Annotated in this window: 19 protein-coding genes; 8 read left to right on the top strand and 11 right to left on the bottom strand. The window is 73.6% G+C overall.

The genetic code is table 11. The features are described 5' to 3' along the window. Positions 1-98 precede the first annotated feature (98 nt). Entirely contained in the window at positions 99-827 is a 729-nt protein-coding gene (locus JD276_RS01020; protein WP_200112867.1) for an MIP/aquaporin family protein, read from the top strand. 758 nt (positions 828-1,585) lie between these two features. Here the strand turns inward: JD276_RS01020 and JD276_RS01015 are convergent. The 3 genes from JD276_RS01015 to modA form a co-directional block, all read right to left on the bottom strand. Next, positions 1,586-2,413 carry an ATP-binding cassette domain-containing protein gene (locus tag JD276_RS01015; protein WP_200112865.1) on the bottom strand — a complete coding sequence of 276 codons (828 nt, stop codon included), beginning with the start codon at positions 2,411-2,413 and terminating at the stop codon, positions 1,586-1,588. After that, on the bottom strand, positions 2,410-3,243 hold the full coding sequence (locus tag JD276_RS01010; protein WP_200113422.1) for an ABC transporter permease: 834 nt from the start codon (positions 3,241-3,243) through the stop codon (positions 2,410-2,412). The genes JD276_RS01015 and JD276_RS01010 overlap by 4 nt, the downstream gene beginning before the upstream one ends. A gap of 94 nt (positions 3,244-3,337) precedes the next feature. Continuing rightward, complete coding sequence (gene modA, locus JD276_RS01005; RefSeq protein ID WP_200112864.1) at positions 3,338-4,174, bottom strand: molybdate ABC transporter substrate-binding protein; 837 nt, start codon at positions 4,172-4,174, stop codon at positions 3,338-3,340. A 127-nt stretch (positions 4,175-4,301) separates the two neighbouring features. Between modA and moaA the strand changes: the two genes are divergently transcribed. After that, on the top strand, positions 4,302-5,453 hold the full coding sequence (moaA, locus tag JD276_RS01000) for a GTP 3',8-cyclase MoaA (RefSeq protein WP_200112862.1): 1,152 nt from the start codon (positions 4,302-4,304) through the stop codon (positions 5,451-5,453). 76 nt (positions 5,454-5,529) lie between these two features. Here moaA and JD276_RS00995 read toward each other — a convergent pair whose 3' ends face one another. Both JD276_RS00995 and JD276_RS00990 read right to left on the bottom strand, forming a co-directional pair. Further along, complete coding sequence (locus JD276_RS00995) at positions 5,530-5,946, bottom strand: molybdenum cofactor biosynthesis protein MoaE (protein ID WP_200112860.1); 417 nt, start codon at positions 5,944-5,946, stop codon at positions 5,530-5,532. After that, positions 5,936-7,123, bottom strand: a complete 1,188-nt coding sequence (locus JD276_RS00990) for a ThiF family adenylyltransferase (protein WP_200112858.1) — start codon at positions 7,121-7,123, stop codon at positions 5,936-5,938. Before JD276_RS00990 ends, JD276_RS00995 begins: the two co-directional genes overlap by 11 nt. 51 nt (positions 7,124-7,174) lie before the next feature. Here JD276_RS00990 and JD276_RS00985 point away from each other — a divergent pair, with 51 nt between their 5' ends. The 4 genes from JD276_RS00985 to JD276_RS00970 are packed head-to-tail and all read left to right on the top strand — an operon-like array spanning position 7,175 to position 9,908. Further along, complete coding sequence (locus tag JD276_RS00985) at positions 7,175-7,423, top strand: MoaD/ThiS family protein (RefSeq protein WP_200112856.1); 249 nt, start codon at positions 7,175-7,177, stop codon at positions 7,421-7,423. Positions 7,424-7,427: 4 nt separating this feature from the next. Next, positions 7,428-8,876 carry a molybdopterin molybdotransferase MoeA gene (locus tag JD276_RS16250; protein WP_307866377.1) on the top strand — a complete coding sequence of 483 codons (1,449 nt, stop codon included), beginning with the start codon at positions 7,428-7,430 and terminating at the stop codon, positions 8,874-8,876. Then, positions 8,869-9,363: a cyclic pyranopterin monophosphate synthase MoaC gene (moaC, locus tag JD276_RS00975; protein WP_200112854.1), complete on the top strand. Its 495-nt coding sequence runs from the start codon at positions 8,869-8,871 to the stop codon at positions 9,361-9,363. The genes JD276_RS16250 and moaC overlap by 8 nt, the downstream gene beginning before the upstream one ends. Further along, positions 9,360-9,908: a molybdopterin-binding protein gene (locus JD276_RS00970; protein ID WP_200112852.1), complete on the top strand. Its 549-nt coding sequence runs from the start codon at positions 9,360-9,362 to the stop codon at positions 9,906-9,908. The genes moaC and JD276_RS00970 overlap by 4 nt, the downstream gene beginning before the upstream one ends. Before the next feature lie 37 nt (positions 9,909-9,945). Here JD276_RS00970 and JD276_RS00965 read toward each other — a convergent pair whose 3' ends face one another. Together JD276_RS00965 and JD276_RS00960 are read right to left on the bottom strand one after the other, a co-directional pair. Continuing rightward, positions 9,946-10,683: an endonuclease/exonuclease/phosphatase family protein gene (locus JD276_RS00965; protein WP_200112850.1), complete on the bottom strand. Its 738-nt coding sequence runs from the start codon at positions 10,681-10,683 to the stop codon at positions 9,946-9,948. Positions 10,684-10,828: 145 nt separating this feature from the next. Next, complete coding sequence (locus tag JD276_RS00960) at positions 10,829-11,755, bottom strand: LysR family transcriptional regulator (protein ID WP_200112848.1); 927 nt, start codon at positions 11,753-11,755, stop codon at positions 10,829-10,831. A gap of 152 nt (positions 11,756-11,907) precedes the next feature. Between JD276_RS00960 and JD276_RS00955 the strand changes: the two genes are divergently transcribed. Together JD276_RS00955 and putP are read left to right on the top strand one after the other, a co-directional pair. Further along, positions 11,908-15,525 (top strand): proline dehydrogenase family protein, encoded by a 3,618-nt coding sequence (locus JD276_RS00955; RefSeq protein WP_200112846.1) that lies wholly within the window; start codon positions 11,908-11,910, stop codon positions 15,523-15,525. A 145-nt stretch (positions 15,526-15,670) separates the two neighbouring features. Next, on the top strand, positions 15,671-17,170 hold the full coding sequence (gene putP, locus JD276_RS00950) for a sodium/proline symporter PutP (RefSeq protein WP_200113415.1): 1,500 nt from the start codon (positions 15,671-15,673) through the stop codon (positions 17,168-17,170). A gap of 202 nt (positions 17,171-17,372) precedes the next feature. Here the strand turns inward: putP and JD276_RS00945 are convergent, their stop codons facing one another. The 4 genes from JD276_RS00945 to JD276_RS00930 all read right to left on the bottom strand — a co-directional run bounded on the left by JD276_RS00945 (position 17,373) and on the right by JD276_RS00930 (position 22,667). Further along, on the bottom strand, positions 17,373-19,019 hold the full coding sequence (locus JD276_RS00945; protein ID WP_200112844.1) for an HNH endonuclease signature motif containing protein: 1,647 nt from the start codon (positions 19,017-19,019) through the stop codon (positions 17,373-17,375). A gap of 419 nt (positions 19,020-19,438) precedes the next feature. Then, on the bottom strand, positions 19,439-20,164 hold the full coding sequence (locus JD276_RS00940; RefSeq protein ID WP_200112842.1) for a hypothetical protein: 726 nt from the start codon (positions 20,162-20,164) through the stop codon (positions 19,439-19,441). Further along, positions 20,161-20,994 carry a PP2C family protein-serine/threonine phosphatase gene (locus tag JD276_RS00935; protein WP_200112840.1) on the bottom strand — a complete coding sequence of 278 codons (834 nt, stop codon included), beginning with the start codon at positions 20,992-20,994 and terminating at the stop codon, positions 20,161-20,163. The genes JD276_RS00940 and JD276_RS00935 overlap by 4 nt, the downstream gene beginning before the upstream one ends. Continuing rightward, entirely contained in the window at positions 20,994-22,667 is a 1,674-nt protein-coding gene (locus tag JD276_RS00930) for an FHA domain-containing protein (protein WP_200112838.1), read from the bottom strand. Before JD276_RS00930 ends, JD276_RS00935 begins: the two co-directional genes overlap by 1 nt.

Raw genomic sequence — 22,667 nt, 5'->3', positions numbered from 1 at the left:
CCGCTCGGACGCCGTCCGGTTCCCCGGGCTCCCGAGCCCCGCCGGGCGCCCCCTCGACTCTTCAAGACCTCTCGGCTGTTCAAAGGAGAACACCGCTCATGAACGAGTACCGCACCTGGCAGCGTCTGCTCTCCGAGTTCGTCGGAACGGCGCTGCTGGTCTTCGTCGGCGTCGGCTCGGTGCCGGCGCTCGCCATCGCCCGCGCCGGCGAGCCGTTCACCGGCGCCGAGCTGGGCATCATCGCACTGGCGTTCGGCACGATCGTCATGGCGGTCGTCTACGTGTTCGGGTACATCTCGGGCGCTCACATCAACCCGGCGGTCACCGTCGCCCTGGCCGCGACGCGGAAGTTCCCCTGGCGCGAGGTGCCCGGGTACGTGCTCGCGCAGGTGCTCGGCGCCACGATCGGCGCGTTCGCCATCGTGGCCGCCCTCGGAAGGGTGGCGAGCGACGAGGGCCTCGGCATCGCGGCGTCCTCGGCCGAGATCCCCTTCTGGCAGATGTTCGCCGCGGAGGCCATCGGCACCTTCGTGCTCGTGCTGGTCGTCTTCGGCCTCATCCACCGCCGAGCGGCGCCGGGGATGGCCGGCATCGCGATCGGGTTCACGGTGTTCGCCGTGATCGTCACCATCGGCGCGGTCACCGGCGGCTCGATCAACCCCGCCAGGAACACGGGGCCGATGCTCGTGCAGACCCTGCTGGGCGGCGAGGTGGCCTGGGAGCAGTGGCCGGTCTACGTGATCGCGCAGCTCGTCGGCGGCGTGGTCGCGGGGGCGCTCTTCGCCGCCCTCTCCCGCACGCCGTCGGATCGCGAGGAGCGCGTCTGAGAGGAGCGGGCGGCCTGGGCCGGACTCTCATCGGCCCCGCCCAGGACGAAGAACCCCTTGCTGCGGCAGTGCTCGCATATCCAGGCTCCCAGAATCTCACCGCCGAGCTTCTCGGCCTGCGCGCGCAGCACCTCGGGCGTCATCTCCGACGGCAGGCCGATGCCCGCCTGGATGCGCTCGCGCGGGATCCATTCGATTCGCTCGTGTCCGCAGTGGGTGCAGATCACCGCATGCCCCGTTCCCGCGCCGCGCGCCGCCGACCGAGACCACTCCGCTCGCCGACGCGATCCCCGCGGTCGCGATCGGGGCGCGGCGCGGGCTCGAGGGCCGGATGACCGTGCTTCCCGAGGCGATGGGCTGGGAGGTCCACGCGTCCACGCCTGGCCCGGCCTCCGGCCCGCCGATCGTACTCCTCCTTGGTGATCGCGCCACGCGCGAGATCGGTGAGGTGGCGGATGTCCTCCTGCGAGGGCTCGGCGGGACGAGGCCACATCGCATCGCAGGCGTGCAGCACGAATGTGAGCGTGCTCCTATCCAGCCCCTCGAAGAGTTCAGGCCACCGCTGCTGCAATCTTGACTGCCGATCCATATGCTCCCACCGCCTCCTCGATCCTGCCACCGGAGGACGTGCGGACGTCTGCCGGACCGTCGATTCCACCCCGAGTTTCACCCCTCGGAGCGATCCAGAGCAGAGCGGCCCGGAGCGGACCTGCGGGGGAGGCCGGGGGCCGGCGGGCCCGCTGGCCTGCGGGGGCGGCCTACCGAGCGGAGTTGTCGGGGTCGGGTCGGAGGCCGCGGGAGGCGGCGACCGCGGCGGCGAAGCGCGTGGCGGGTGCCGCCAGCACCTGCTCGACCGTTCCCTGCTGCGCGATCCTGCCGGCGTCGAGGATCAGCAGCCGGTCGGCGAGCGCGAGCGCATCGGCCGCGTCGTGGGAGACGAGGACCGCCGTCGTCCCGCTCTCGGTCAGCCGCTCGCGCAGCAGCGCGCGGATGTCGGCGGCGGCCTCGACGTCGAGCGAGACGAGCGGCTCGTCGAGCAGCAGCAGGCGCGGCCTCGCGGCGAGCGCCCGCGCGAGAGCGACCCGCTGCCGCTGGCCGCCCGAGAGCTCCGAGGGGCGGCGGGCGGCCAGGCCGGCGAGGCCCACCCGGTCGAGCCACCCCGATGCCAGTGCCGTGGCCTCCGCGCGGGACGACCCCGCCGCGCGCGCCGCGAAGGCGATGTTCTCGACCGCGGTCATGTGCGGGAAGAGCAGCGCCTCCTGCCCCAGCACCCCGACACCGCGCCTGCTCGGCGCGACGTGCACGCCCGACGCGGCGTCCGCGATGTCGGCGCCGCCGAGTCGGATGCGCCCCTCGTCGATCCGGATCAGGCCCGAGAGGGCGTCGACGACGGTCGTCTTGCCCGCACCGCTCGGCCCCATGAGCGCCACCGTCTCGCCCGCTCCCGCCCGCAGCTCGACGTCGACCGAGAAGTCGCCGCGCTCGACGCGCACGCACGCGTCGAGCACCGGATCGTCGAGCGCCGCGTTCCCGGGCGCCGCACCGCCGAGCGCCGTGTCTCCGGTTTCGCCGCCTCCCCGGATCATCGCAGCGCCCCCGGTCGCCAGGCGCGCACCGTGAGCAGCACCAGCACCGCCGTCGCGAGCAGCAGCAGCGAGAGCGCGACCGCGGGCTCCCGCCCGCTGCCGGCGCCGTTGAAGGCCGTGTAGATGGCGAGCGGCATCGTCTGCGTCACACCGGGCGCGTTGCCGGCGAAGAGCGCCGTCGCACCGAACTCGCCGATGGCGCGCGCGAAGCACAGGATCACGCCCGCGATCAGACCGGGAGCTGCGAGCGGCAGGGTGATCCGCCACAGCACGGTCCAGCGGCCGGCCCCCAGCGTGGCGGCGGTGCGCTCGTAGCGCAGGCCGGTGGAGCGCAGCGATCCCTCGACCGAGAGCACGAGGAAGGGCAGCGCGACGAATGCCTGCGCGAGCACGACGGCCGCGGTCGAGAACGGCAGCGCGAGCCCCCACCAGGCGTCGATGAGCCTGCCGACGGGGCTCGTGCGCCCGAACAGGAACAGCAGCGCGACGCCGCCGACCATCGGGGGCATGACGAGCGGCACCGCCACGAGCGCGCGCAGCAGCGCCGACGTCCTGGGGCCGGATCGCGCGATCAGGATCGCGAGCGGCACGCCGAGCACCACGCAGAGGGCGGTCGCCGTGAGTCCCGTGCCGACCGAGAGCGCCAGGGCGCTGCGCGCGGTCTCGGAGGTGATGTCGGCCCAGAGCGTCGTCCAGGAGGCGCGACCGATGAGCGCGAGGAGCGGCAGGAGCAGCAGCGCGAGACCGAGCGCGGCGGGCAGCACGAGCGGCAGCGGGGCGGATCCTCCCGTGTCTCCGCGCGGCCCCCGTCTCGCCTTCCGCGCCTTCACCCTCCAGGCCTTCGCCGCCCGGGCGCCCGCCTCCCCGGCCCTCGCCGCCTCAGACCTCGCCACCTCGGACCTCGCCGCCTCGGACTCGGCCACCTCAGGCCTCTCCGAAGCCGTGCGCGTCGAGCACGGCGCGCCCCTCGGGCGCGAGCAGGAACTCGACGAAGTCCCTCGCCGCCTCCGGGTGGGCCGCACCCTCGAGCGCGGCGACCGGGTAGACGTTCACGACGTCGTCGGCTCCCTCGGGGACGAAGCTCTCGACGGCGGCGTCGCCGAGCACGTCGGTGGCGTAGACGAGCCCCGCGTCGGCCTCGCCCGCCGCGACCTTCTCCAGCACGGCGGTGACGTTCTGCTCGAGGCTCGCGGGCGCGACCTCGACGCCGGCGTTCGCGAGCAGCTGCTCGGACGCCGCGCCGCACGGCACCTCCGGCGCGCAGAGCACCGTGACCGCGTCGGCGAGGTCCGCGAGCTCGGCGACGTTCCCGGGGTTGCCCTCAGGCACCGCGACGACGAGCGTGTTCGTCGCGAACGGCACCGGATCGACCGCCAGCCCCTCGTCGACGACCCTCCGCATGTTGCGCTCGTCGGCCGAGGCGAAGACGTCGACGGGCGCGCCCTCGACGATCTGGGTGGCGAGCGTCGAGGATCCGTCGTAGACGATCGACCGCACCTCGACGCCCGGGTTCTCCGCCTCGAACGCCTCCGCCGCCTCGTCGAAGGCCGCCTGCAACGACGCCGCCGCGAACACGGTCACGGTCTGCTCGGCGTCCGCCGCCCCTTCCCGCCCCTCGCCCGAGGAGGAATCCGCGGAGGAGCCCGAGGGCCCGGCGCACCCCGCGAGGGTCAGCGCGACCGCCGCGAGGACGGTCGCGGCGAGGACGGCCGCGGCGGGGGCGGTCGCCGCGCCGATCCTCAGGCCTCGTTCGTGTCTCATGGCCTCGATCCTCTCATCCCGGGCCCCGCCACGGAGGCTTCTCGCCCCGCCGTGCTCTCCGCCGCAGGCGGACGAGGGCCGGCGCGGAGGGGGACGGTGTAGGGTGAGGGCTTCGGGAGGTGCTGGAATGGCGGGCTCAGGGATCCGCGCGCTGCCCGCGACCGGAACGAGTCCGGGCCGGGTCGACGCGCTCGGCCGCGAGCTGCGCGATCTGCGCATCTCGGTCACCGACCGCTGCAACTTCCGCTGCGTCTACTGCATGCCGAAGGAGATCTTCGGGCGCGACTACCAGTTCCTCGAGCGGAGCGAACTGCTGACCTTCGAGGAGATCACGCGCCTCGCGGCGATCGCGGCGGGCCTCGGAGTGCGGAAGCTGCGCCTCACAGGAGGCGAGCCCCTGCTGCGCCGTGGCATCGAGGATCTCGTCGCGATGCTCGCCGAGCTGCGCACCCCCGACGGGGAGCCGCTCGACCTGGCGCTCACGACCAACGGATCGGCGCTGCCGGTGAAGGCCGCGGCGCTCAAAGCGGCCGGGCTGGGCCGGGTCACTGTCTCCCTGGACTCGCTCGACGAGGCGCGGTTCCAGGCGATCAACGACGTGCGCTTCCCGGTGTCGCGGGTGCTCGACGGCATCGCGGCGGCGGCCGAGGCGGGGCTGGGTCCGATCAAGGTGAACACCGTCGTGAAGCGCGGCGTCAACGACGACGAGGTGCTGGGCCTCGCCGAGCACTTCCGCGGCACCGGTCACGCCCTGCGCTTCATCGAGTACATGGACGTGGGGTCGTCGAACGGCTGGGCGCTCGAGGAGGTGGTGCCGTCGGCGGAGATCGTCGCGCGCATCGGCGCGGTGCATCCGCTCGATCCGGTGCCGCCGGATCACCCCGGCGAGACCGCGCGGCGCTGGCGCTACCGCGACGGCTCGGGCGAGATCGGTGTGATCTCGAGCGTGACGCAGGCGTTCTGCGGCAGCTGCACGCGGGCGCGGCTCTCGGCCGAGGGACGGCTCTTCACGTGCCTCTTCGCGACGACGGGCTTCGACCTGCGCGCGCTACTGCGCGGAGGGGCCTCCGACGCCGAGATCTCGGATGCGCTCTCCGAGCTGTGGGGCGGGCGCGAGGACCGCTACTCCGAGCGGCGCTCCGAGTTCACGGCTGCGGCGGGCGCACCCGCACCCGGCAGCGAGGGGGGCGAGGGCTCCGCGACCGACACGACCGCAGCCGCGACCGCCGACGCGGGCCGCACGAGGCAGCGCATCGAGATGTCCTACATCGGCGGTTGAGCGGCGACCGGGCGCCCGGCCGAGCCCCGCCTGAAACCGCCTGAAGTCGTCCGAGCCCCGCCCCGAGCGGCGATCGTTACAGGCCGACCCACTCCGAGGTGCCCGCCTCGAGGTGCTGGCGCTTCCAGATCGGCACCTCGGCCTTGATCCGCTCGACCAGTCGCTCGATCGCCGCGAAGGCCTCGGCGCGGTGGGCGGCGGAGGCCGCCGCGACGAGCGCCGCGTCGCCGATCCGGAGCGAGCCAATGCGGTGCACGGCCGCGAGGCGCAGGCCCGTGCGGCGCTGCTCGTCCGCCACGACCGCGGCGAGGAACCGCTCGGCCTCAGGGTGCGCGCTGTAGTCGAGGGCTCGCACCCCCTCCCCGCCGTCGTGATTGCGGATCACGCCGTGGAACATCACGACGGCGCCGCACTCCGGCGAGTCGACCGCCGCGCGCACCGCCGCGTCGTCGATCGGCAGCTCGGTCACGCGGGCGCGGATGTCATCGTTCACGGTCGTCTCCCTCGAGGGCCTCGGGTGCGATCTCTGCGAGCGCCCTGATCCCGCCGCGCAGGTAGCGCACGTCGGCGTGGCCGCGCCGCGCGAGGATCCTGGCGGCCCGGATCGATCGCGGATCCCGCTCGCAGTACACCGTGATCGCCGACCCCCCGAGCCCCTCGGCGCCGGCGGTCCCAGCCTCGCGTTCGAGTTCGTCGATCGGCACGGCCAGCGAGCCGGGGATGCGCAGGCGCTCCCGCTCGGCAGGGCTCCTCACGTCGAGCAGGCGCGGCGGATCCTGCGCCCGCAGCCGCTCGGCCAGCTCGACCGCCGTGATCGCGGGCGGTGCGGGATCGGGCCCCGCGCAGAAGGCCTCGTAGTCGACGAGGCCCCTCACCGGCTCGGCGCCGGGATCGCGCCGGTAGGGCAGCTCGCGCGTGCGTGCGGCGAGCGCGTCGTAGAGCAGCACGCGACCGATGAGCGGCTCTCCGATGCCGGTGACGAGCTTCATCGCCTCGGTGGCGAGCAGTGATCCGACCGTGCCGCAGAGGCCGGGGAGCACACCGCCGGTGCCGCAGCTCAGCACGTCCTCCGGCGCCGGAGGGGCCGGGAAGAGATCGCGATAGCCGGGGCCGTGCGCGTGCCACGCCACACCGACCTGGCCGTGGTACTGCAGGATCGCGCCCCAGACGAGCGGGATGCCGGCGAGCTCGGCGGCGTCGTTCGCGAGGTAGCGGGTGGGAAAGTTGTCGCTGCCGTCGATGACGAGGTCGTAGCGCGGGAAGAGGTCGAGCGCGTTCGCCGCCGTGAGACGGAAGCGGTGCTGCTCGATCGCGACGGCGGGGTCGATCGCGCGCACGGCGTCGGCGATCGACTCGGCCTTCGGGCGGCCGAGATCGGCCGTGCCGTGCGCGATCTGGCGGTGCAGGTTGGAGAGCTCCACGACGTCGTCGTCCACCACGCCGATGGTGCCGACGCCCGCTCCCGCGAGGTACGGGATGCTCGCGCTGCCGAGGCCGCCGGCACCGATCACGAGCACCCGCGCCGCGCGGAGGCGCCGCTGGGCGATCTCGCCGAAGCCGGGGAGCAGGATCTGCCGCTCGGCCCGCGCGCGCTGCTCGGCGGTCAGCTCGGGCGCCGGGTCGACGAGAGGTGCGGGGCGCACCGGCCCTGCGGGATCTGCCGGGGTCATGCGCCCAATTCTAGGCACCCGGTTCAGCGGTGGGCGGGCTACCATGGCGGTATGGCCCAGATCACTGTCCGTTACTTCGCGGCCGCCGCCGAGGCCGCCGGGGTCGACGAGGAGCCGTGGGACCTCGGAGTCTCCCCCACCATCGGCGAGCTGCGCGCCGGCCTCGCCCGCCGCTACGGCGCCGCCATGGAACGAGTGCTGCGCGCGGGGTCGTTCCTCGTCGACGGCGAGGTGCGCCGTGACGAGGGCGCGCTCCGCGGCTCGGTCGTCGACGTGCTGCCCCCCTTCGCCGGCGGGTGAGCGGGTGACGCATCCCGGACCCGCCGCGTGCGCGCCCGGCGCCCGCACGGTCGACGAGCACCGGGCCGAGGTCGCCGAGCTGCTCGCGCCGTCCCTCGGGAGGGCGGCGTCGGACGCCCCCGAGGTGCTCGAGATGCGGGATCCCGCGATCCTCGGCCGAGTGACCGCCGACGCGGCGCGCGCCGCGATCCCGCTGCCCCCCTTCGACAACTCCCAGATGGACGGCTACGCCGTGCTCGCGTCCGATCTCGCGGGGGCCCGCCCCGATCGTCCGACGGCGCTGCCGCTCGGGCCGACGACGGCCGCGGGCGACGCCCCGCTCGAGCACCGGCCGGGCACGGCCTCCCCCGTCATGACGGGGGCCGCGATCCCGCGGGGCGCTGACGCGGTCGTGCCGGTCGAGGCGACGCTGCCGCCGCAGTTCCCCCGGCTCCGCCGCGCGGGCGAGCTCGAGGACGGGGCGGACGCCGACCTCGGCTCGACGGGTTTCGCCGGCCCCGTCGCCGCCGGCGCGTTCGTGCGCAGGCGGGGCAGCGACCTGCCCGAGGGGGCCGAGATCGTCGCGGTCGGCACGCGTCTGACCCCGGCCCGCATCGGGGCGCTCGCCTCCGCCGGGGTGGTCGGGATCGCGGTGCGACGCCGCGTCAAGGTGCTGCTGTGCTCGACGGGCGACGAACTGGCGGGCGACGCGCAGGCGAGCGGCGAGCCGGCGAGCGGCGAGCCGGCGGGCGACGCGCAGGCGCTGCGCCCCGGTCGGATCCACGACGCCAACGGTCCGATGCTCGCCGCCGCGCTGCGCGGGGCGGGCGCCGAGGTGCACTCCGTGCGCACGGGCGATGGCGCGGCGGAGATGCTGACGGCGCTCGCGCGCGAGGGAGCCTGGGCCGACGTCGTCGTCACCTCGGGCGGCATCAGCGCGGGCGCCTACGAGGTGGTGCGCGACGCGCTCGGCGACCGCGGGGTCGGGTTCCACCGCCTCGCGATGCAGCCGGGGGGTCCGCAGGGGCTCGGGGTGCTGCGCCTCGACGGCACCGGTGCTCACGAGGGCGATGCTCACGACGGCGTGCTCGGCGAGCGGGGCGAGCAGGGTGAGCGGGGCGAGCAGGGTGAGCGGGGCGAGCGGGGTACTCCGATCCTCTGCTTCCCCGGCAATCCCGTGAGCGCCATGCTCTCCGCGGAGCTGTTCCTGCTGCCGCTGCTGCGCGCGTACGCGGGCCTTCCCGCCGAGCGTCCGCGCGAGGAGCGCCTGCTGGCCCACGACGCCGACTCCCCCGCAGACAAGCTGCAGCTCAGGCGCGGCACGATCGCCGACGACGGCCGCATCGTGCTCAGCGGCCCGAGCTCACACCTGCTCGCGGGCCTCGCGAGCGCCGAGGTGATCGCGGAGATCCCCGTCGGCGTCGCGTCGATCCCCGAGAACACCCCCGTCACCGTCTGGAGCATCGATGACTGACCCGGCCGCGGGCGAGCAGCCCGCCCTCACCCACCTGCGCGCCGACGGCAGCGCCCACATGGTCGACGTCACCGAGAAGGCGACCACCAGGCGGACAGCGCGCGCGGAGGCCTTCCTCGTCACCAGCCCCGAGACCGTCGGGCAGCTCGTGGAGGGCACGCTGCCCAAGGGCGAGGCCCTCGGCACGGCGCGCGTCGCGGGCATCATGGCCGCCAAGCGCACCTGGGAGCTGATCCCGCTCTGCCACCCGCTGCCGCTGAGCAGGGTCGCCGTCGATTTCGAGCCGCTCGGGGATCGGGTCCGGATCGTCGCCTCGGTCACGACGAAGGGTGTCACGGGCGTCGAGATGGAGGCGCTCACCGCGGCGAGCGTCGCCGCGCTGACCCTCTACGACATGATCAAGGCGGTCGACCGCCACGCCGAGATCACGGGCACCCGGGTGCTCGCGAAATCGGGCGGCAAGAGCGGCGACTGGACGATCGAGTGAGCGGACACGGCGATCCGGAGCCGCACGCCGGGGCAGCCGAGCACGGTCGCTCGGGAACCCGAGGCGGCACCGGGCGTCGGGCCGTCGTGATTGTCGCCTCCACGAGCGCTGCGGCCGGCCGGTCGGTCGACGGCACCGGTCCGGTCATTCGCGACTGGCTCGTGGAGCGGGGGTTCACCTGCGCGGAGCCGGTCGTGGTCGCCGACGGAGCGCCCGTCGGCGAGGCGCTGCGCGCCGCGATCGAGGCGGGGCAGGAGGTCGTCGTCACGACGGGCGGCACGGGCGTCTCGCCGAGCGACACGACCCCCGAGCAGACGGCGCCGCTGCTGGACGTCCAACTGCCCGGGATCGTGGAGGAGCTGCGCCGCCGCGGAACGACGCACACTCCGACGGCGCTGCTGACCCGCGGCTGCGCCGGCTTCGCGGGCGCGGCGTTCGTGGTGAACCTTCCGGGATCCCCCGGCGGCGTGCGCGACGGCCTGGCCGTGCTCGATCCCGTCCTCGATCACCTGCTCGAGCAGCGCGCGGGCGGCACGCGGCACTGACGCGCGGCGCCGCTGAGGCGCCACGAACCGCCGAGCGTCAGGCCGCGACCATCGAGGGGGTGATCGAGGTGACGGCCCCGACGGGCGCCTCGATCGTCAGCGCCTCCTCGGCGAACGCCGCCGAGACGAGGATCGGCAGGTGATCCGACGTGCCGCGGTCGAGCGTGCGCACGCTCGAGATGGCGAGACCCGCGGAGGTGGCGAAGTCGAAGTGCCCGCGGAACATCTTGTACCGGGTGTAGGTGCGCTTGTCGCTGAGGCTCAGGTCGTAGCCCGCCGTCCGCATCTCGGTGTCGAGGCGCCCCTTGAAGACCGGATAGTTGTAGTCGCCGACCATGAGCGCCGGCAGGTGCGGCCCGATCTGGCGCAGCTCGCCGAGGGCGGCGTGGATCTGGTGGCGGCGCAGCGAGTTGAGCGCGGTCAGCGGCGCCGCGTGGAAGGAGGCGGCCACGAAGTCGCGCCCCGTCTCCTGATCGTGCAGTCTGGCGCCGAGCAGGCGCTCGTGCGCCGGGGCGAGCAGCCGATCGTGCAGCGACTTCTTGAGCTGGAACGCGTGGGCGGAGCGAGCGATGAAGCGATCCTCGCGCACGTACATCGCCAGCCCGAGGCGGTTGCGCTCGGTCGCGTGCACGAGACGCATGTGCCCGAGGTGCGACGGCAGGGCGACCGAGTCGGCCTCCTGCAGGCAGAGGATGTCCGCCGCGTGGGCCTCGGCCAGGGCGTCGAGCTCGCTGACGGCCCGGTTCTTCCTCAGGTTGTAGCTGATGATCTTCATTCGCCACCTCTCGGATTCTGCCGCACCGATACCCTTCGCCGACGCAACAGTGACAGCGTACGCCCGAGTGCTGGAAACCGGAACCGCTCCCTCCTGAAAGGAGGGGATTCACACGTCCGCCGGAGGAAAGCCACGGCGAACCCGGTCAGGCGAAGCTCAGCGCGGCGGCCTCCTCGGCGAGGGCGGTGCGCACCGCGGCGAGCGCGGGGTGGCCGCCGCTCGCCGCCCGCGCGGCCGTGAAGATGCGGCGGCGGGGCGCGCCCTCGAGCTCGACGAGGCGCATCCGGTGCTCGGCCCCGACGTGGACGAGGCCCGGCAGCAGCGCGACCGCGTTGCCCGACTCGATGAGGCGCACATGGGCCTGGAGGTCGGCCGTCTCGTAGCGCACGTCGGGCTCGAATCCCGCGCTGCGGCACGCCTGTTCGGCCCAGTGCCGGGTGGCGGCGCCGTGGGGTTCCATGACCCACGGCAGCTCCGCGGCATCGGCGAGGGTGCGCACGGCGTCGAAGCGGTCGTCGGATCCCGAGCCTCCCGTGCCGGGCACCGGCAGGCCGAGCCTGATGGGGTCGCGGGTCAGCGGTTCGCGGTCGAGGCCGGCGAAGTGCTCGGTCGAGTGCCCCGGATACTGCTCGGCGATGACGAGGTCGAAGCCCCGGGCCCAGGTCTCCCGGAGCGCGGCCCCCGGCTCGTGCTGCACCACCTCGACCCGCAGCCGCGGGTACTCCTCGCGCAGCCTCCGCAGGGCCCGGGGCACGATCGCGAGCATCGCCGTCTGGAACGCGGCGACCCTGATCGTTCCCGTCACCTCGGCGCGCACGCGGTGCAGCGCCGCCTCGGCGCGCTCGAGGCCGGCGAGCAGCTCCTCGGTCTCCGCGACGAGCGCCTCCCCGGCGGGGGTCAGCTCGAGGGCCCGGCCCACCCTGCGCAGCAGCGGCACGCCGGCCTCGCGCTCGAGGATCCCGAGCTGCTGCGACACGGCGGAGGGGCTGTAGTTGAGCGCCTCGGCCACGGCGGCGACGGTGCCCCGCGCCCCGAGCTCCCAGAGCAGGCGCAACCGCTTCATCTCGAGCACGGACTCCTCCCATCATGAAGTTCTCCTTCATGATATTCGGAAATAACCATCGCTTTACTTCACGCTTCCGAGGATCGACACTGGCCTCATACGCATCACGGCCGCGCCCCGCGCCGGCCCCGCCGCCCGACGCAGCGCGAAAGGTTCAGAACATGAGCGCACCCGCAGAGTCCACTCCCACCCGCCCCCAGGATCTCGCCGAGCAGGCCGTCGCACTCGTGCGGCGCTGGCTCGCGGAGGCCGCCGAGTTCCCGGTCGACGCCTCCGCAGCCCGCCTCGCGGGGGTGCTGAAGGACCCGAACGGCCTCGACTTCACCGTGGGCTTCGTCGACGGCGTCGTGCGCCCCGAGGATCTGGGCGCCGCGGCCAAGAAGCTGCAGGAGCTCGTCCCGCTCACGCCCGGCTTCCTGCCCGGCCCCATGCGGGGCGCCATCGGCCTCGGCGGCGCCGTCGCGAGGCCGCTGCCCGGCGTCGTCGTGCCGATCGCGCGCCGGGTGCTGCGCCAGATGGTCAGCCACCTCATCATCGACGCGAGCGACGCGAAGCTCGGCCCCGCCATCGCGAAGATCAAGCGGGACGACGTGCGTCTCAACATCAACCTCCTGGGCGAGGCGATCCTGGGCGAGCACGAGGCCGAGCGCCGACTCGCCGGCACGCACCGCCTGCTCGCGCGCGACGACGTCGACTACGTCTCGATCAAGGTGTCGTCGACCGTCGCCCCGCACAACCACTGGGCGTTCGACGAGGCGGTCGCCCACATCGAGCGGCAGCTCGTGCCCCTCTTCGAGCGGGCCGCGGGCGCGAGCCCGCAGAAGTTCATCAACCTCGACATGGAGGAGTACAAGGACCTCGACCTCACCATCGCGGTGTTCACCGCGATCCTCGACCGCCCCGAGTTCCTGCATCTCGAAGCCGGCATCGTGCTGCAGGCGTACCTCCCCGACGCCCTCGCGGCGATGATGCGGCTGCAGGAGTGGTCGGCGGCCCGAGTCGCGCGCGGCGGGGCGCCCATCAAGGTGCGGGTCGTGAAGGGCGCGAACCTGCCGATGGAGCACGTCGACGCCGCGATCCACGGCTGGCCCGCAGCGACCTGGGGCACGAAGCAGGAATCGGACACGAGCTACAAGGCCGTGCTCGACTACGCGCTGGATCCCGAGCGGGTGCGGAACGTGCGCATCGGCGTCGCCGGCCACAACCTCTTCGACGTCGCGCTCGCCTGGCTGCTCGCGAAGGCGCGCGGGGCGCAGCACGGGGTCGAGTTCGAGATGCTGCTCGGCATGGCGACGGGCCAGGCGGAGGCGGTGAAGCGCGAGGTCGGCTCGCTGCTGCTCTACACACCGGTCGTGCATCCCGAGGAGTTCGACGTCGCGATCGCGTACCTGATCCGCCGGCTCGAGGAGGGGGCGAGCCAGGAGAACTTCATGTCGGCCGTCTTCGAGATGGGCGACAGCACCGCGCTGTTCGAGCGCGAGAAGCAGCGCTTCCTCGCATCCCTCGACGACCTCGAGGCCATCACGGGCGACGGCTCCGTCTCCTCGTACCGCGTGCCCGCCCCGAATCGGCGGCAGGATCGCCGCACCGTCGAGGGAACGGACGCCGCAACCGGAACCCGGTCCGGAGGCGAGGCCGCCGCCGCGACCGGAGCCGAGGCGCGCGTGGACGCCCTCGTCGAGTCCGGGCGATCCGGCGCCTTCGACAACACCCCCGATACCGATCCCGATCTGCCGGGCAACCGGGAGTGGGGCCGCGCGATCGCCGGCCGCATGGTCGGTTCGAGGCTGGGCGCCGACCTCGTCGAGTCGTCGCGCATCGGCGACGAGCGGGCGCTCGACGAGACGGTGGAGCGCGGGATCGCGGCCGCGGAGGCGTGGCAGGCGCTGGGGGCCGACGCGCGGGCGCGCATCCTCTACCGCGCGGGCGAGCGGCTCGAGGCGCACCGCGCGGATCTGCTCGAGGTCATGGGCTCGGAGTGCGGCAAGACGCTCGACCAGGGGGACCCGGAGGTCTCCGAGGCCATCGATTTCGCGAACTACTACGCGATGCTCGGGCAGCTGCTCGAGCAGGTCGACGGCGCGACCGCCAGGCCCGTGCGCCTGACGGCGGTGATCCCGCCGTGGAACTTCCCCGTCGCGATCCCGGCCGGCGGAGTGCTCTCCGCCCTCGCCGCCGGATCGCCGGTGATCATCAAGCCGGCCTCGAGTTCCGCGCGCTCCGGCGCGGTGATGGTCGAGGCCCTGTGGGAGGCCGGCGTGCCGCGCGACGTGCTGCAGTTCGTCCAGTTCTCGGATCGCGAGCTCGGTTCGAGGCTCGTGGCCGACCCGCGGGTCGACCGGCTGATCCTGACGGGCGCCTACGAGACCGCGGTGAGCTTCCGCGAGCTACGGGAGGACCTGCCGATCCTCGCCGAGACGAGCGGCAAGAACGCGATCATCGTCACCCCGAACGCCGACCTCGACCTCGCGGCGAGAGACGTCGCGCAGTCGGCCTTCGGTCACGCGGGGCAGAAGTGCTCCGCCGCCTCGCTCGTGATCCTGGTCGGGTCCGTCGCGTCCTCGAAGCGCTTCCGCGGCCAGCTGCTCGACGCGGTCCGGTCGCTGAGGGTCGGCACCCCGGAGCACCTCGAGACGCAGATGGGCCCCGTCATCGCGGCCCCCGACGGCAAGCTGCTGCGCGGGCTCACGACGCTCGGCCCCGGCGAGAGCTGGCTCGTCGAGCCGGCACCGCTCGAGAGTGACAGCCCGCTCGCGCGCGACGGGAAGGGCGGCAACAAGCTCTGGAGCCCCGGCATCCGCGACGGCGTGCGACGCGGATCCGAGTACCACCTCACCGAGTACTTCGGCCCGATCCTCGGCGTCATGACCGCCGACACCCTCGACGAGGCGATCGACATGGTGAACGAGATCGACTACGGGCTGACGAGCGGCCTCCACTCGCTCGACCGCGACGAGGTGGCGCGCTGGCTCTCGCGCATCGAGGCCGGCAACCTCTACGTCAACCGCGGCATCACCGGCGCGATCGTGCGCAGGCAGTCGTTCGGCGGCTGGAAGAAGTCGGCGATCGGCGCGGGTACGAAGGCCGGCGGCCCGAACTACCTGCACGGCCTCGTCGACTGGGCCGATGCCCCCGCGACGGCCGAGCTGCGGGCACCGCGCCACCGGGCCGCGGGTCTCCTCGTGGCCGCCCAGCGGGCGGGCGTGAGCGGCGAGGAGCTCGAATGGCTGCGCGCGGCCCTCGGATCGGACGCCCTGGCCTGGGAGGACGAGTTCGGGATCGCCCGCGATGCGTCGCAGCTCGGCGTCGAGCGCAACCTGCTGCGCTACCTGCCCCTGCCGGTGACGATCCGGATCGCCGCCGACGCGCCCCTTCACCACGCCGTGCGCGCGATCGCCGCCGGTCTCGCCGCCCAGGGATCGCCGGTCGTGAGCACGCCGGTGGCACTCCCGAAGCCCCTTCTCGACGCGCTCGCGACGGCGCGGGTGCCCGTGCACTTCGAGGACGAGGCGGCCTGGCGCGAGCGGCTCGCCGCGCTCGCCGCGCAGGAGGGGCCCCGCGCGAGCGCCCGCGTGCGCGTCGTCGCCGGCGCCTCCCGGCCCGAGCAGGTCGCCGCCGTCTTCGCGGCGACGAGCGGCAAGCCCGACGTGGCCGTCTACGGAGGCGAGGTCGTCTCGGCGGGCCGCGTCGAGATGCTGCCCCACCTGCACGAGCAGGCCGTGTCGATCACGGCCCACCGGTTCGGCACGCCGAACCACCTCTCCGAGGGGGTGATCTAGCCCCTCATGCCTCCGCCCTGTGCCAGGGTGGAGGCATGATCCCGGTTCACCCCGTCTCCGGCGGCCCCGCGCCGCTTCGCCGCGGCCCCGCCCGGCTCCCCGCAGCCCCGGCTGCTCAGCACCGTACCTCTCAGGAAGGACAATGATGTCCGACAGCGTCTATCTCTACATCGCGCTCGGCGTGTACTTCGCCGCCATGCTCCTCATCGGCTACCTCGCGTACCGCCGCACCTCGGGCCACGAGGGCTACATGCTCGCGGGCCGCGGGCTGCCGCCGTGGGTCGCCGCGCTCAGCGCCGGCGCATCCGACATGTCGGGCTGGCTCATCATGGGCCTGCCGGGCGCCGTCTACCTCGCCGGCCTCATCGAGGCGTGGATCGCCATCGGGCTGACCCTCGGCGCCTACCTCAACTGGCTCGTGGTGGCCCCCCGCCTGCGCGCCTACACGCAGGTGTCGAGGAACTCGATCACCCTGCCGAGCTTCTTCGAGAACCGCACCCGGGACAAGACGCGGCTGCTGCGCATCGTCTCGAGCGTCATCATCCTGGTCTTCTTCACGCTCTACGTCTCCTCCGGCATGGTCGCGGGCGGGGTCTTCTTCCAGAGCGCCTTCGACGGCGACTACATCTGGGGCATGGTGCTCGTCACGGTGGTCACGCTCGGCTACACCCTCTTCGGCGGCTTCCTCGGAGCCTCGCTCACCGATGTCGTGCAGGGCCTCATGCTGGTCATCGCGGTCGTCATCGTGCCGGTCGCGGCGGTCGTCTCGGTCGGCGGAGTCGGAGAGGCGATGTCGCTCGTGCGCGATCTCGACCCCAGTCACTTCGACCTGTTCGGCGGCACCGGCCTCACCTCGGTCACCATCATCGGGGTGCTCTCGGGCCTCGCCTGGGGTCTCGGCTACTTCGGCCAACCGCACATCGTGGTGCGGTTCATGGCGCTGCGCACGCCTCAGGAGGCGAAGAGCGCGCGCCGCATCGGCGTGACCTGGCAGGTGATCTCGCTGGCCGGCGCCGTTTTCTCGGGTCTCGTCGGCGTCGCCTACGTGTCGCAGAACGATATCGATCTCGCGGATCCCGAGACGATCGTGCTCATGATGTCGCAGGCGCTGCTGCACCCCCTCGTCGCCGGGCTCGTGCTCGCGGCGGTGCTCGCCGCCATCATGAGCACCTTCTCGAGCCAGCTCATCGTCTGCTCCTCGGCCCTCGTCGAGGATCTCTACAAGGTCGTGCGCAAGACGCCGCCGTCCGAGAGGTCGCTCGTCATGCTGGGACGCGCCTGCGTGCTCGCGGTCGCCGTCGTCGCAGCGCTGCTCGCGATCAACCCGAACGACTCCATCCTGGGCCTCGTCAGCTTCGCCTGGGCCGGCTTCGGCGCCTCCTTCGGGCCGATCGTCCTGCTGAGCCTGTACTGGCGCAAGCTCACCAACTGGGGTGCGCTCGCGGCGATGGTCGTCGGCTCGTTGACCGTCTTCCTGTGGAGCGCCCCCGAGGGTGGCATCTTCGATCTCTACGAGCTGCTGCCCGGGTTCGTTTTCGCGGGCCTCGCGGCGATCGTCGTCAGTCTCGCCACCTACAACCGCAACGAGGAGATCGAGGACGAATTCACCGCCACGGGCACGATGCTCGTCGTCGAGAAGCGCTAGGGCGGGGAGCCGGGGTCGGCTCCCCGCCCCCGGCGTCGGGCTGCACTGCCGCGACCGCGGAAGCCGGCGGAGCCGGTCGCCGGAGCCGCTCGGCGGAGCCGGTCGGCGGAGCTGGTTGGCGGATCCGCTCGGCGGAGCTGGTCGGCGGAGCTGGTTGGCGGAGCCGGTTGGCGGATCCGCTCGGCGGCTCGACCGCGAGGGCTCAGAACGGCGGCGGCGCGGGCTCGCGTCGAGGCGGAGCGGGGCCTCGCGGCTCGACCGTCGTTCTCGGCCTCGCGGCATTCCCGGTCGGCTCCCGTCCCCCGGTGCCGCTTCGCCTCGATCCGGGAGTCGCTCCCGCTTCGGGCGCTTCCCGGACGGCCCGGAACATCACTCGCGACACCGGGGTGTCCCGAAGCCTCCTCCGCAGGCTCGACGTCCACTCGAGCGCACCGCCCGGAGATTGCGCGACCGTCATCCCGGTGCGGTGCTTCAGCACGTGATGCCGGCGGCAGAGCACCGCCAGGTTCTTCGTCGAGGTCGCGCCACCCTGTGCCGCGTCGACCGTGTGGTCGAGGTCTGCGCGGTGCGCGACCACGGTGCAGCCGGGGAACCGGCACTGCGTGTCCCTCGCGATGACGAAGCGGCGGACCTGCGCCGAGGGTCGATAGCGATCCACACCGAGGACGCCGCCGGTGATCGGATGGCAGCTGATGCGATCCCACCCCGCCGAGAGACCGGCCAGCAGACGTGCGGTCGCGGCGTCGATGGGCCCGTAGCCCGCCAGCACGGCCGCGCCCTGCAGGCCTGCGACGCGCAGGTAATGGCGCTCGGATGCGGCATCGCCGCGCTCACCATCTCCACCGCGCGCACCGGCATCGCCGCGCTCATCGGCATCGCCGCATGCACCGACGCCGCCGCGCTCACCATCGCCACCGTGCGCACCGGGATCGTTGTCCCCTGCTTCAGACACGGCGCGCGTGGCGGGCAGGAGGGACAGCACGGGCACCGTGACCTGGACACGAGCCCGGATGCTGCTCAGATCGATCTCGCCGAGGTCGTTGGACGGGGCTCCGTGCAGCAGGATGTCGGCCGCGAGATCGGCCCGGATGTGGTCCAGCGGCCGAACGCCCGGCACGTCGACCCCGGTATCCCGGGTCGCGGCACGCTTCGCCTCCGCCGCGGACGCGCGTTCGGCGTCCTGCACGAGCCGAGCCTGCTGGCAGAGCCGATCATAGATCGCGTGCGCGCTGCTCGCGTCCATGATCGCCTTCAGTTCCGCCATCCCATCGTCAACGGGCGTCACCGAGATGAGGCGCCGCTCTCTGGCCGTCTGATGACGTTCCTCGAACGTGGTCGCCGCGTACTTGTCCGCGAGGATCTTCGCGATGCGGCGGGTCCGGTTCGGCGACTCCCGAACCGCATAGGCGAGCGCCTCCGCCTCATACGCTCGTCGCGCACCGGCGTCTCGGATCACCGCTCCCGCATCCGCGATTCCGGTCGTGTGGCCCAGCGCGATCCGGCCCGCCGCAAGGGCGGCATGCGTCACCGGGTAGTCGGTCATGACCCGGTCGGCATGATCGATCTGCCTCGCGACCGCGCGATCCGAGACCCCGAGAGCGAAGGCGACCTCTGCTTCTGCAGCACGGTGCACGACACCGTCGTGCTCGTATCCGAGCCGACGCCCCTCCGAAGCCGCCTCGGCGCGAGCCGCATCGGCCTCCTGGTGCGCGATCTCCCGGACGCGCGCCAAGCCCGCCATTCGCCGCGCCTCGAGCCGGCGGATCTGACGATCGATATCGACGAGTTCCGTCACCGCCGCACCCAGCAGCCGGTGCTGCTCGGTGCCGGAACGGAAAGGGATGCTCATGTCCGAAGTATGGACCGGACCACTGACATTCGCCCCGCCCGGAGCCGCGGAATCACGCCGATCTCGGAGGACGTGAGAGAAGTGTTTTCCGGTGAATTTTGGAGGAGGAATCACTTGGCTGCGCGTCCGCGATGTGCATCTGTGGATAAGCTCCGGTTATGCACAGGAGCTGGACCTCACCGTCCCGCAGCATAGGCTCGACCCGGATCGAGGACAGGGTCGAAGCGCGTTCAGGTCGGGTGGGACAGGCTGACGGGCGGAGCGGACCGACGGACCGGTCGGAACGGCCGGTCGGCACGGGCGGAGCGGACCGACGGGCCGGCCGGACGGGACGGGCGGAACGGTCGGGCGGACGGGACGTCCACGACAGCCGACAGCTGACAACCGACAGCCGACCGCCGGCCGCCGACAGCTCGTCCCTAGCCGAACGCCAGCACGGCGACGCCCCAGAGGCCGAAACCCGAGACGAGGATCGCGGCGGTGTAGCAGGCGAGTGTGACGACGCGCCTCCGCCTCGTCCGCCGCTCAAGTGAGGGCAGGGCTGGGCGCGGTGCCTGCTCGGCGGCGAGGGGAGACGCCGGGGCCGCCGGAGGGGGGCCCAGCCTGCGCCGGATCCCGTCCGGCTCTTCGGGCCCGCCATCCGCGGGCGGCCGGGCGCCGTACACGACGGGAAGCCCCGGTCGCACCCCGGGTTCGGGCACGGGCGTCGACGCCCAGGGGACATCGCCGGGCACAGCGGGGATGCGCCGCGAGGGATCGAGGCCCTTCCCCGTGCGACGCCCCGTGGACGGCGCCGATCCGGCACCGCTGCGAGTCCCACGGAACGATCCGCCGGCAGCCCGATCATCCGGCTCATCGCCACGCGACCGGTCCGGCTCATCGCCACGCGACCACCGGTCCCGCTTCTCGCCCCGCGGCTCGGAGGGCGCAGCCGCGTCACGGGAACGCGAGGCGACGACGGTGCGGCCGAGCCGGTCCGAGACCACCGTGCGGTCGAGCTCGTCGGCCGACGGGGCCCGCCGCGCCACGACGACGGTCTCGTCGAGCCGCGAGGCCACGACCGTGCGATCCTCCACCGGATCCTCGTCGTCCCCGCCCACCGGGCCCGCATCCCGGCCCACCGGCTCCTCGCCGCCCCGGCTCACCGGTGCCTCCCCGGGAGCGTGCGCTCCAGCGTGTCATCGTCGGCCCCGGTCGGGCCGACGGTGCCCGTCTCCCACGGCCGAGCGCCGGCCCCCTCGCCGCTGCCGCCCGAGACGGTGTCGACGACGATCAAGGAGATGTTGTCCCGGCCGCCCGACTCGCACGCCCGCCGCAGCAGCTCGTCCGCGACGGAGGCCGGCCGCCCGCCGACGGTCAGCACCGCGAGCAGCTCGGCATCGGAGAGCTCGGTGGTGAGACCGTCCGAGCAGATCAGCAGGCGCGCGCCGGTCTGGATCGGGAGCAGCCAGGCGTCGTGCCTCGGGTCCTCGGATCCGAGCGCGCGGGTGATGACGTTGCGGGGGGTCGTGTCGGCATCGGTGATGCCCCTCGCCAGCAGTTCCTCCCGCAGCGAGTGGTCCGCGGTCAACTGCGTCAGCTCGGTGCCGCGGTGCAGGTACACCCGCGAGTCGCCGACGTTCAGCACGTACCAGAACGGCTCGCCCTCGTGCTCGACGCGCACCACCCCGGTGAGGGTGCACCCCGCGCCGCGAGCCGAGTGCCGGGCGATGTCCGCCACCGCGTAGCGCGCGTTCTCGATCGCGGTCTCGACCTCACCGAGGCCGAGCGGTCCCGCACCGGCGGCCAGGAGCTCGACGAACACGTCGATCGCCGCCCGACTGGCTCGGTCTCCCGCCTCGTGCCCGCCCATGCCGTCGGCCACGAGAAAGCACGGATCCTGCGCGAGCACGGCGTCCTCGTTCACCTCGCGGCGCAGCCCGGGATCGGTGCGCGAGGCGTAGTCGAGCACCGGGGCCGTCGCTGCCGCGGTCATCAGCGCGCGTCACCGGCCCTTCGCAGGGCGACCTCGAGGGTGCCGATGATCATCTGCTCGGTCGCGAGAACCGCCTGCCCGGGCACCGCCTCGATCTCCTCGCCGCTTTCCGCGACCAGGACGAGCCCGTTGGTCGAGCCGAGATCCTCGATGGTCCAGCTCTCGCCGTCGAAGCGCATGCGCGCGTGCGACTTGGAGAGCGTCCTGGTCGGATCGGGGATCGCCAGCACCGTCGAGCCGGCGACAGCCTGCGGTTTGCGTCCGACGACGACGTCGCCGCCGGGGAGCGGGATCTCCTCGCCGTCGGGCAGCACGAGCACCCAGTTCTGCCGGGGCGGGCGCGCCGCGACGACGGTGCGGTCGAGGTCGTCCTCCCGGGCGAACAGCTCGTCGATCGAGGAGGGGGCGGGCGCCGCAGACTCGGGATCCCGGCGCGCCTCGGAGTGCACGGCCCGGTCGTCCCGCTCGACCGGCGCCTCGGCCCGCTTCGGCACCGGCGCCTCGGCCGGCTTCGGCGCGGGCGCCTCGGCCTGCTTCGACACCGGCGCCTCGGCCGCGGCGGGAACCGCCGGTCGCCGGGGCGCGGCGGGACCGGTGTGGCGCGGCGGGGAGGTCGTCGTGTGACGGGAAGCAGCCGGGCCGGTGTGCTGGGGCACGGCCGCCGGGTGCACCGGAGGCACCGGCGGCGTCTGCGCGGCCCCTGATGGCGCCCCGGGCGCCGCAGTAGCCCCGGTCGCCCCGGTCGCCGTGGGAGGCGCGGGGGGCGCCGGGGGCAGCGGAGGCTGCGACGCGGAAGTCGCGGCGGGCTCGGGCGCTGGAGCAGCGGCGGGCTCAGGGGCCGGAGGCGGCGCGAGCTCGGACCAGGCCGCTGGGCGCGGCGCCGGGGCCGGGGCGAGCGGGGCCGCGGGCGGCGCCTGCAGATCCTCCGAGGCGAGGCGCTCGAACTCCCGCTCGGTCGTGGAGCTCAGGCCCCACCGGTCCGTCGGCGTCGGCTCCTCGAAGACGGCCGGCTCGGCGACCGTCTCCCAGGGCAGCGGGGCAGGCCGCGCGGGCTGCTCCGAGGGCTGGGGCGGGAGCGGCGCCGGCTGCTGCGAAGCCGGCTGCTGCGCGGCCGGCTGCTGCGGAGCGAGATGCTGCGGCGGGACCGGCGGCAGGGCGTGGGCCGGTGCAGGCGCCGGAGGCGCCGGAGGGGCGCCGTACCCCTGCTGCGCCTGGGCGGCGGCACCCGGACCTGCGGCATACCCGCCGCCGGAGCCGCCGTACCCCCCGGTGCCGCCGTACCCCCCGGAGCCGCCGACGCCGGCGGGCTGCCGGAGCGGCGCCGTCTCGGCGAAGGAGTTGGCCGCGAGCGTGGCCCACAGGGGCGGGATGAAGGCGCCGAGCACCGTGTATCCCGCGCCGAGGCCGGCCTCGGTGTTGATGCGGTGGATCGCGATGACGCCGAAGACGAAGGGCACGACCCCGAGCCCGGGCACGAGCACCAGCAGGCTCACCCAGCCGGGGAGGCCGGTGCGGTTCATGAGCTGCCACAGGTTCCAGATCGGGATCCAGCCGTGCGAAGCGGGCAGCCCGATCCGGGGGAACAGGCGCGCCATGGCCCAGAGGTACCAGACGAAGAATGCCAGGCCGACCACGCCCCAGATCCCGATGAGTGTCAGGAGCGGCCCGCTCAT

The organism is Leucobacter chromiisoli, assembly GCF_016522505.1.
In the GTDB taxonomy this organism is placed as follows: domain Bacteria; phylum Actinomycetota; class Actinomycetes; order Actinomycetales; family Microbacteriaceae; genus Leucobacter; species Leucobacter chromiisoli.
Note: the sequence above shows the minus strand (reverse complement) of the source record. Positions and strands in the feature narration are given on the sequence as shown.

What these genes read in the sequence shown, in the direction of transcription:
- JD276_RS00935 (WP_200112840.1), bottom strand. Translation starts at nt 20,994, where the DNA reads ATGACCGCGGCAGCGACGGCCCCGGTGCTCGACTACGCCTCGCGCACC.
- JD276_RS00965 (WP_200112850.1), bottom strand. Translation starts at nt 10,683, where the DNA reads ATGAAGATCATCAGCTACAACCTGAGGAAGAACCGGGCCGTCAGCGAG.
- JD276_RS00985 (WP_200112856.1), top strand. Translation starts at nt 7,175, where the DNA reads ATGGCCCAGATCACTGTCCGTTACTTCGCGGCCGCCGCCGAGGCCGCC.
- moaA (WP_200112862.1), top strand. Translation starts at nt 4,302, where the DNA reads ATGGCGGGCTCAGGGATCCGCGCGCTGCCCGCGACCGGAACGAGTCCG.
- JD276_RS00930 (WP_200112838.1), bottom strand. Translation starts at nt 22,667, where the DNA reads ATGAGCGGGCCGCTCCTGACACTCATCGGGATCTGGGGCGTGGTCGGC.
- JD276_RS00945 (WP_200112844.1), bottom strand. Translation starts at nt 19,019, where the DNA reads ATGAGCATCCCTTTCCGTTCCGGCACCGAGCAGCACCGGCTGCTGGGT.
- modA (WP_200112864.1), bottom strand. Translation starts at nt 4,174, where the DNA reads ATGAGACACGAACGAGGCCTGAGGATCGGCGCGGCGACCGCCCCCGCC.
- moaC (WP_200112854.1), top strand. Translation starts at nt 8,869, where the DNA reads ATGACTGACCCGGCCGCGGGCGAGCAGCCCGCCCTCACCCACCTGCGC.
- JD276_RS00990 (WP_200112858.1), bottom strand. Translation starts at nt 7,123, where the DNA reads ATGACCCCGGCAGATCCCGCAGGGCCGGTGCGCCCCGCACCTCTCGTC.
- putP (WP_200113415.1), top strand. Translation starts at nt 15,671, where the DNA reads ATGTCCGACAGCGTCTATCTCTACATCGCGCTCGGCGTGTACTTCGCC.
- JD276_RS01020 (WP_200112867.1), top strand. Translation starts at nt 99, where the DNA reads ATGAACGAGTACCGCACCTGGCAGCGTCTGCTCTCCGAGTTCGTCGGA.
- JD276_RS01015 (WP_200112865.1), bottom strand. Translation starts at nt 2,413, where the DNA reads ATGATCCGGGGAGGCGGCGAAACCGGAGACACGGCGCTCGGCGGTGCG.
- JD276_RS00955 (WP_200112846.1), top strand. Translation starts at nt 11,908, where the DNA reads ATGAGCGCACCCGCAGAGTCCACTCCCACCCGCCCCCAGGATCTCGCC.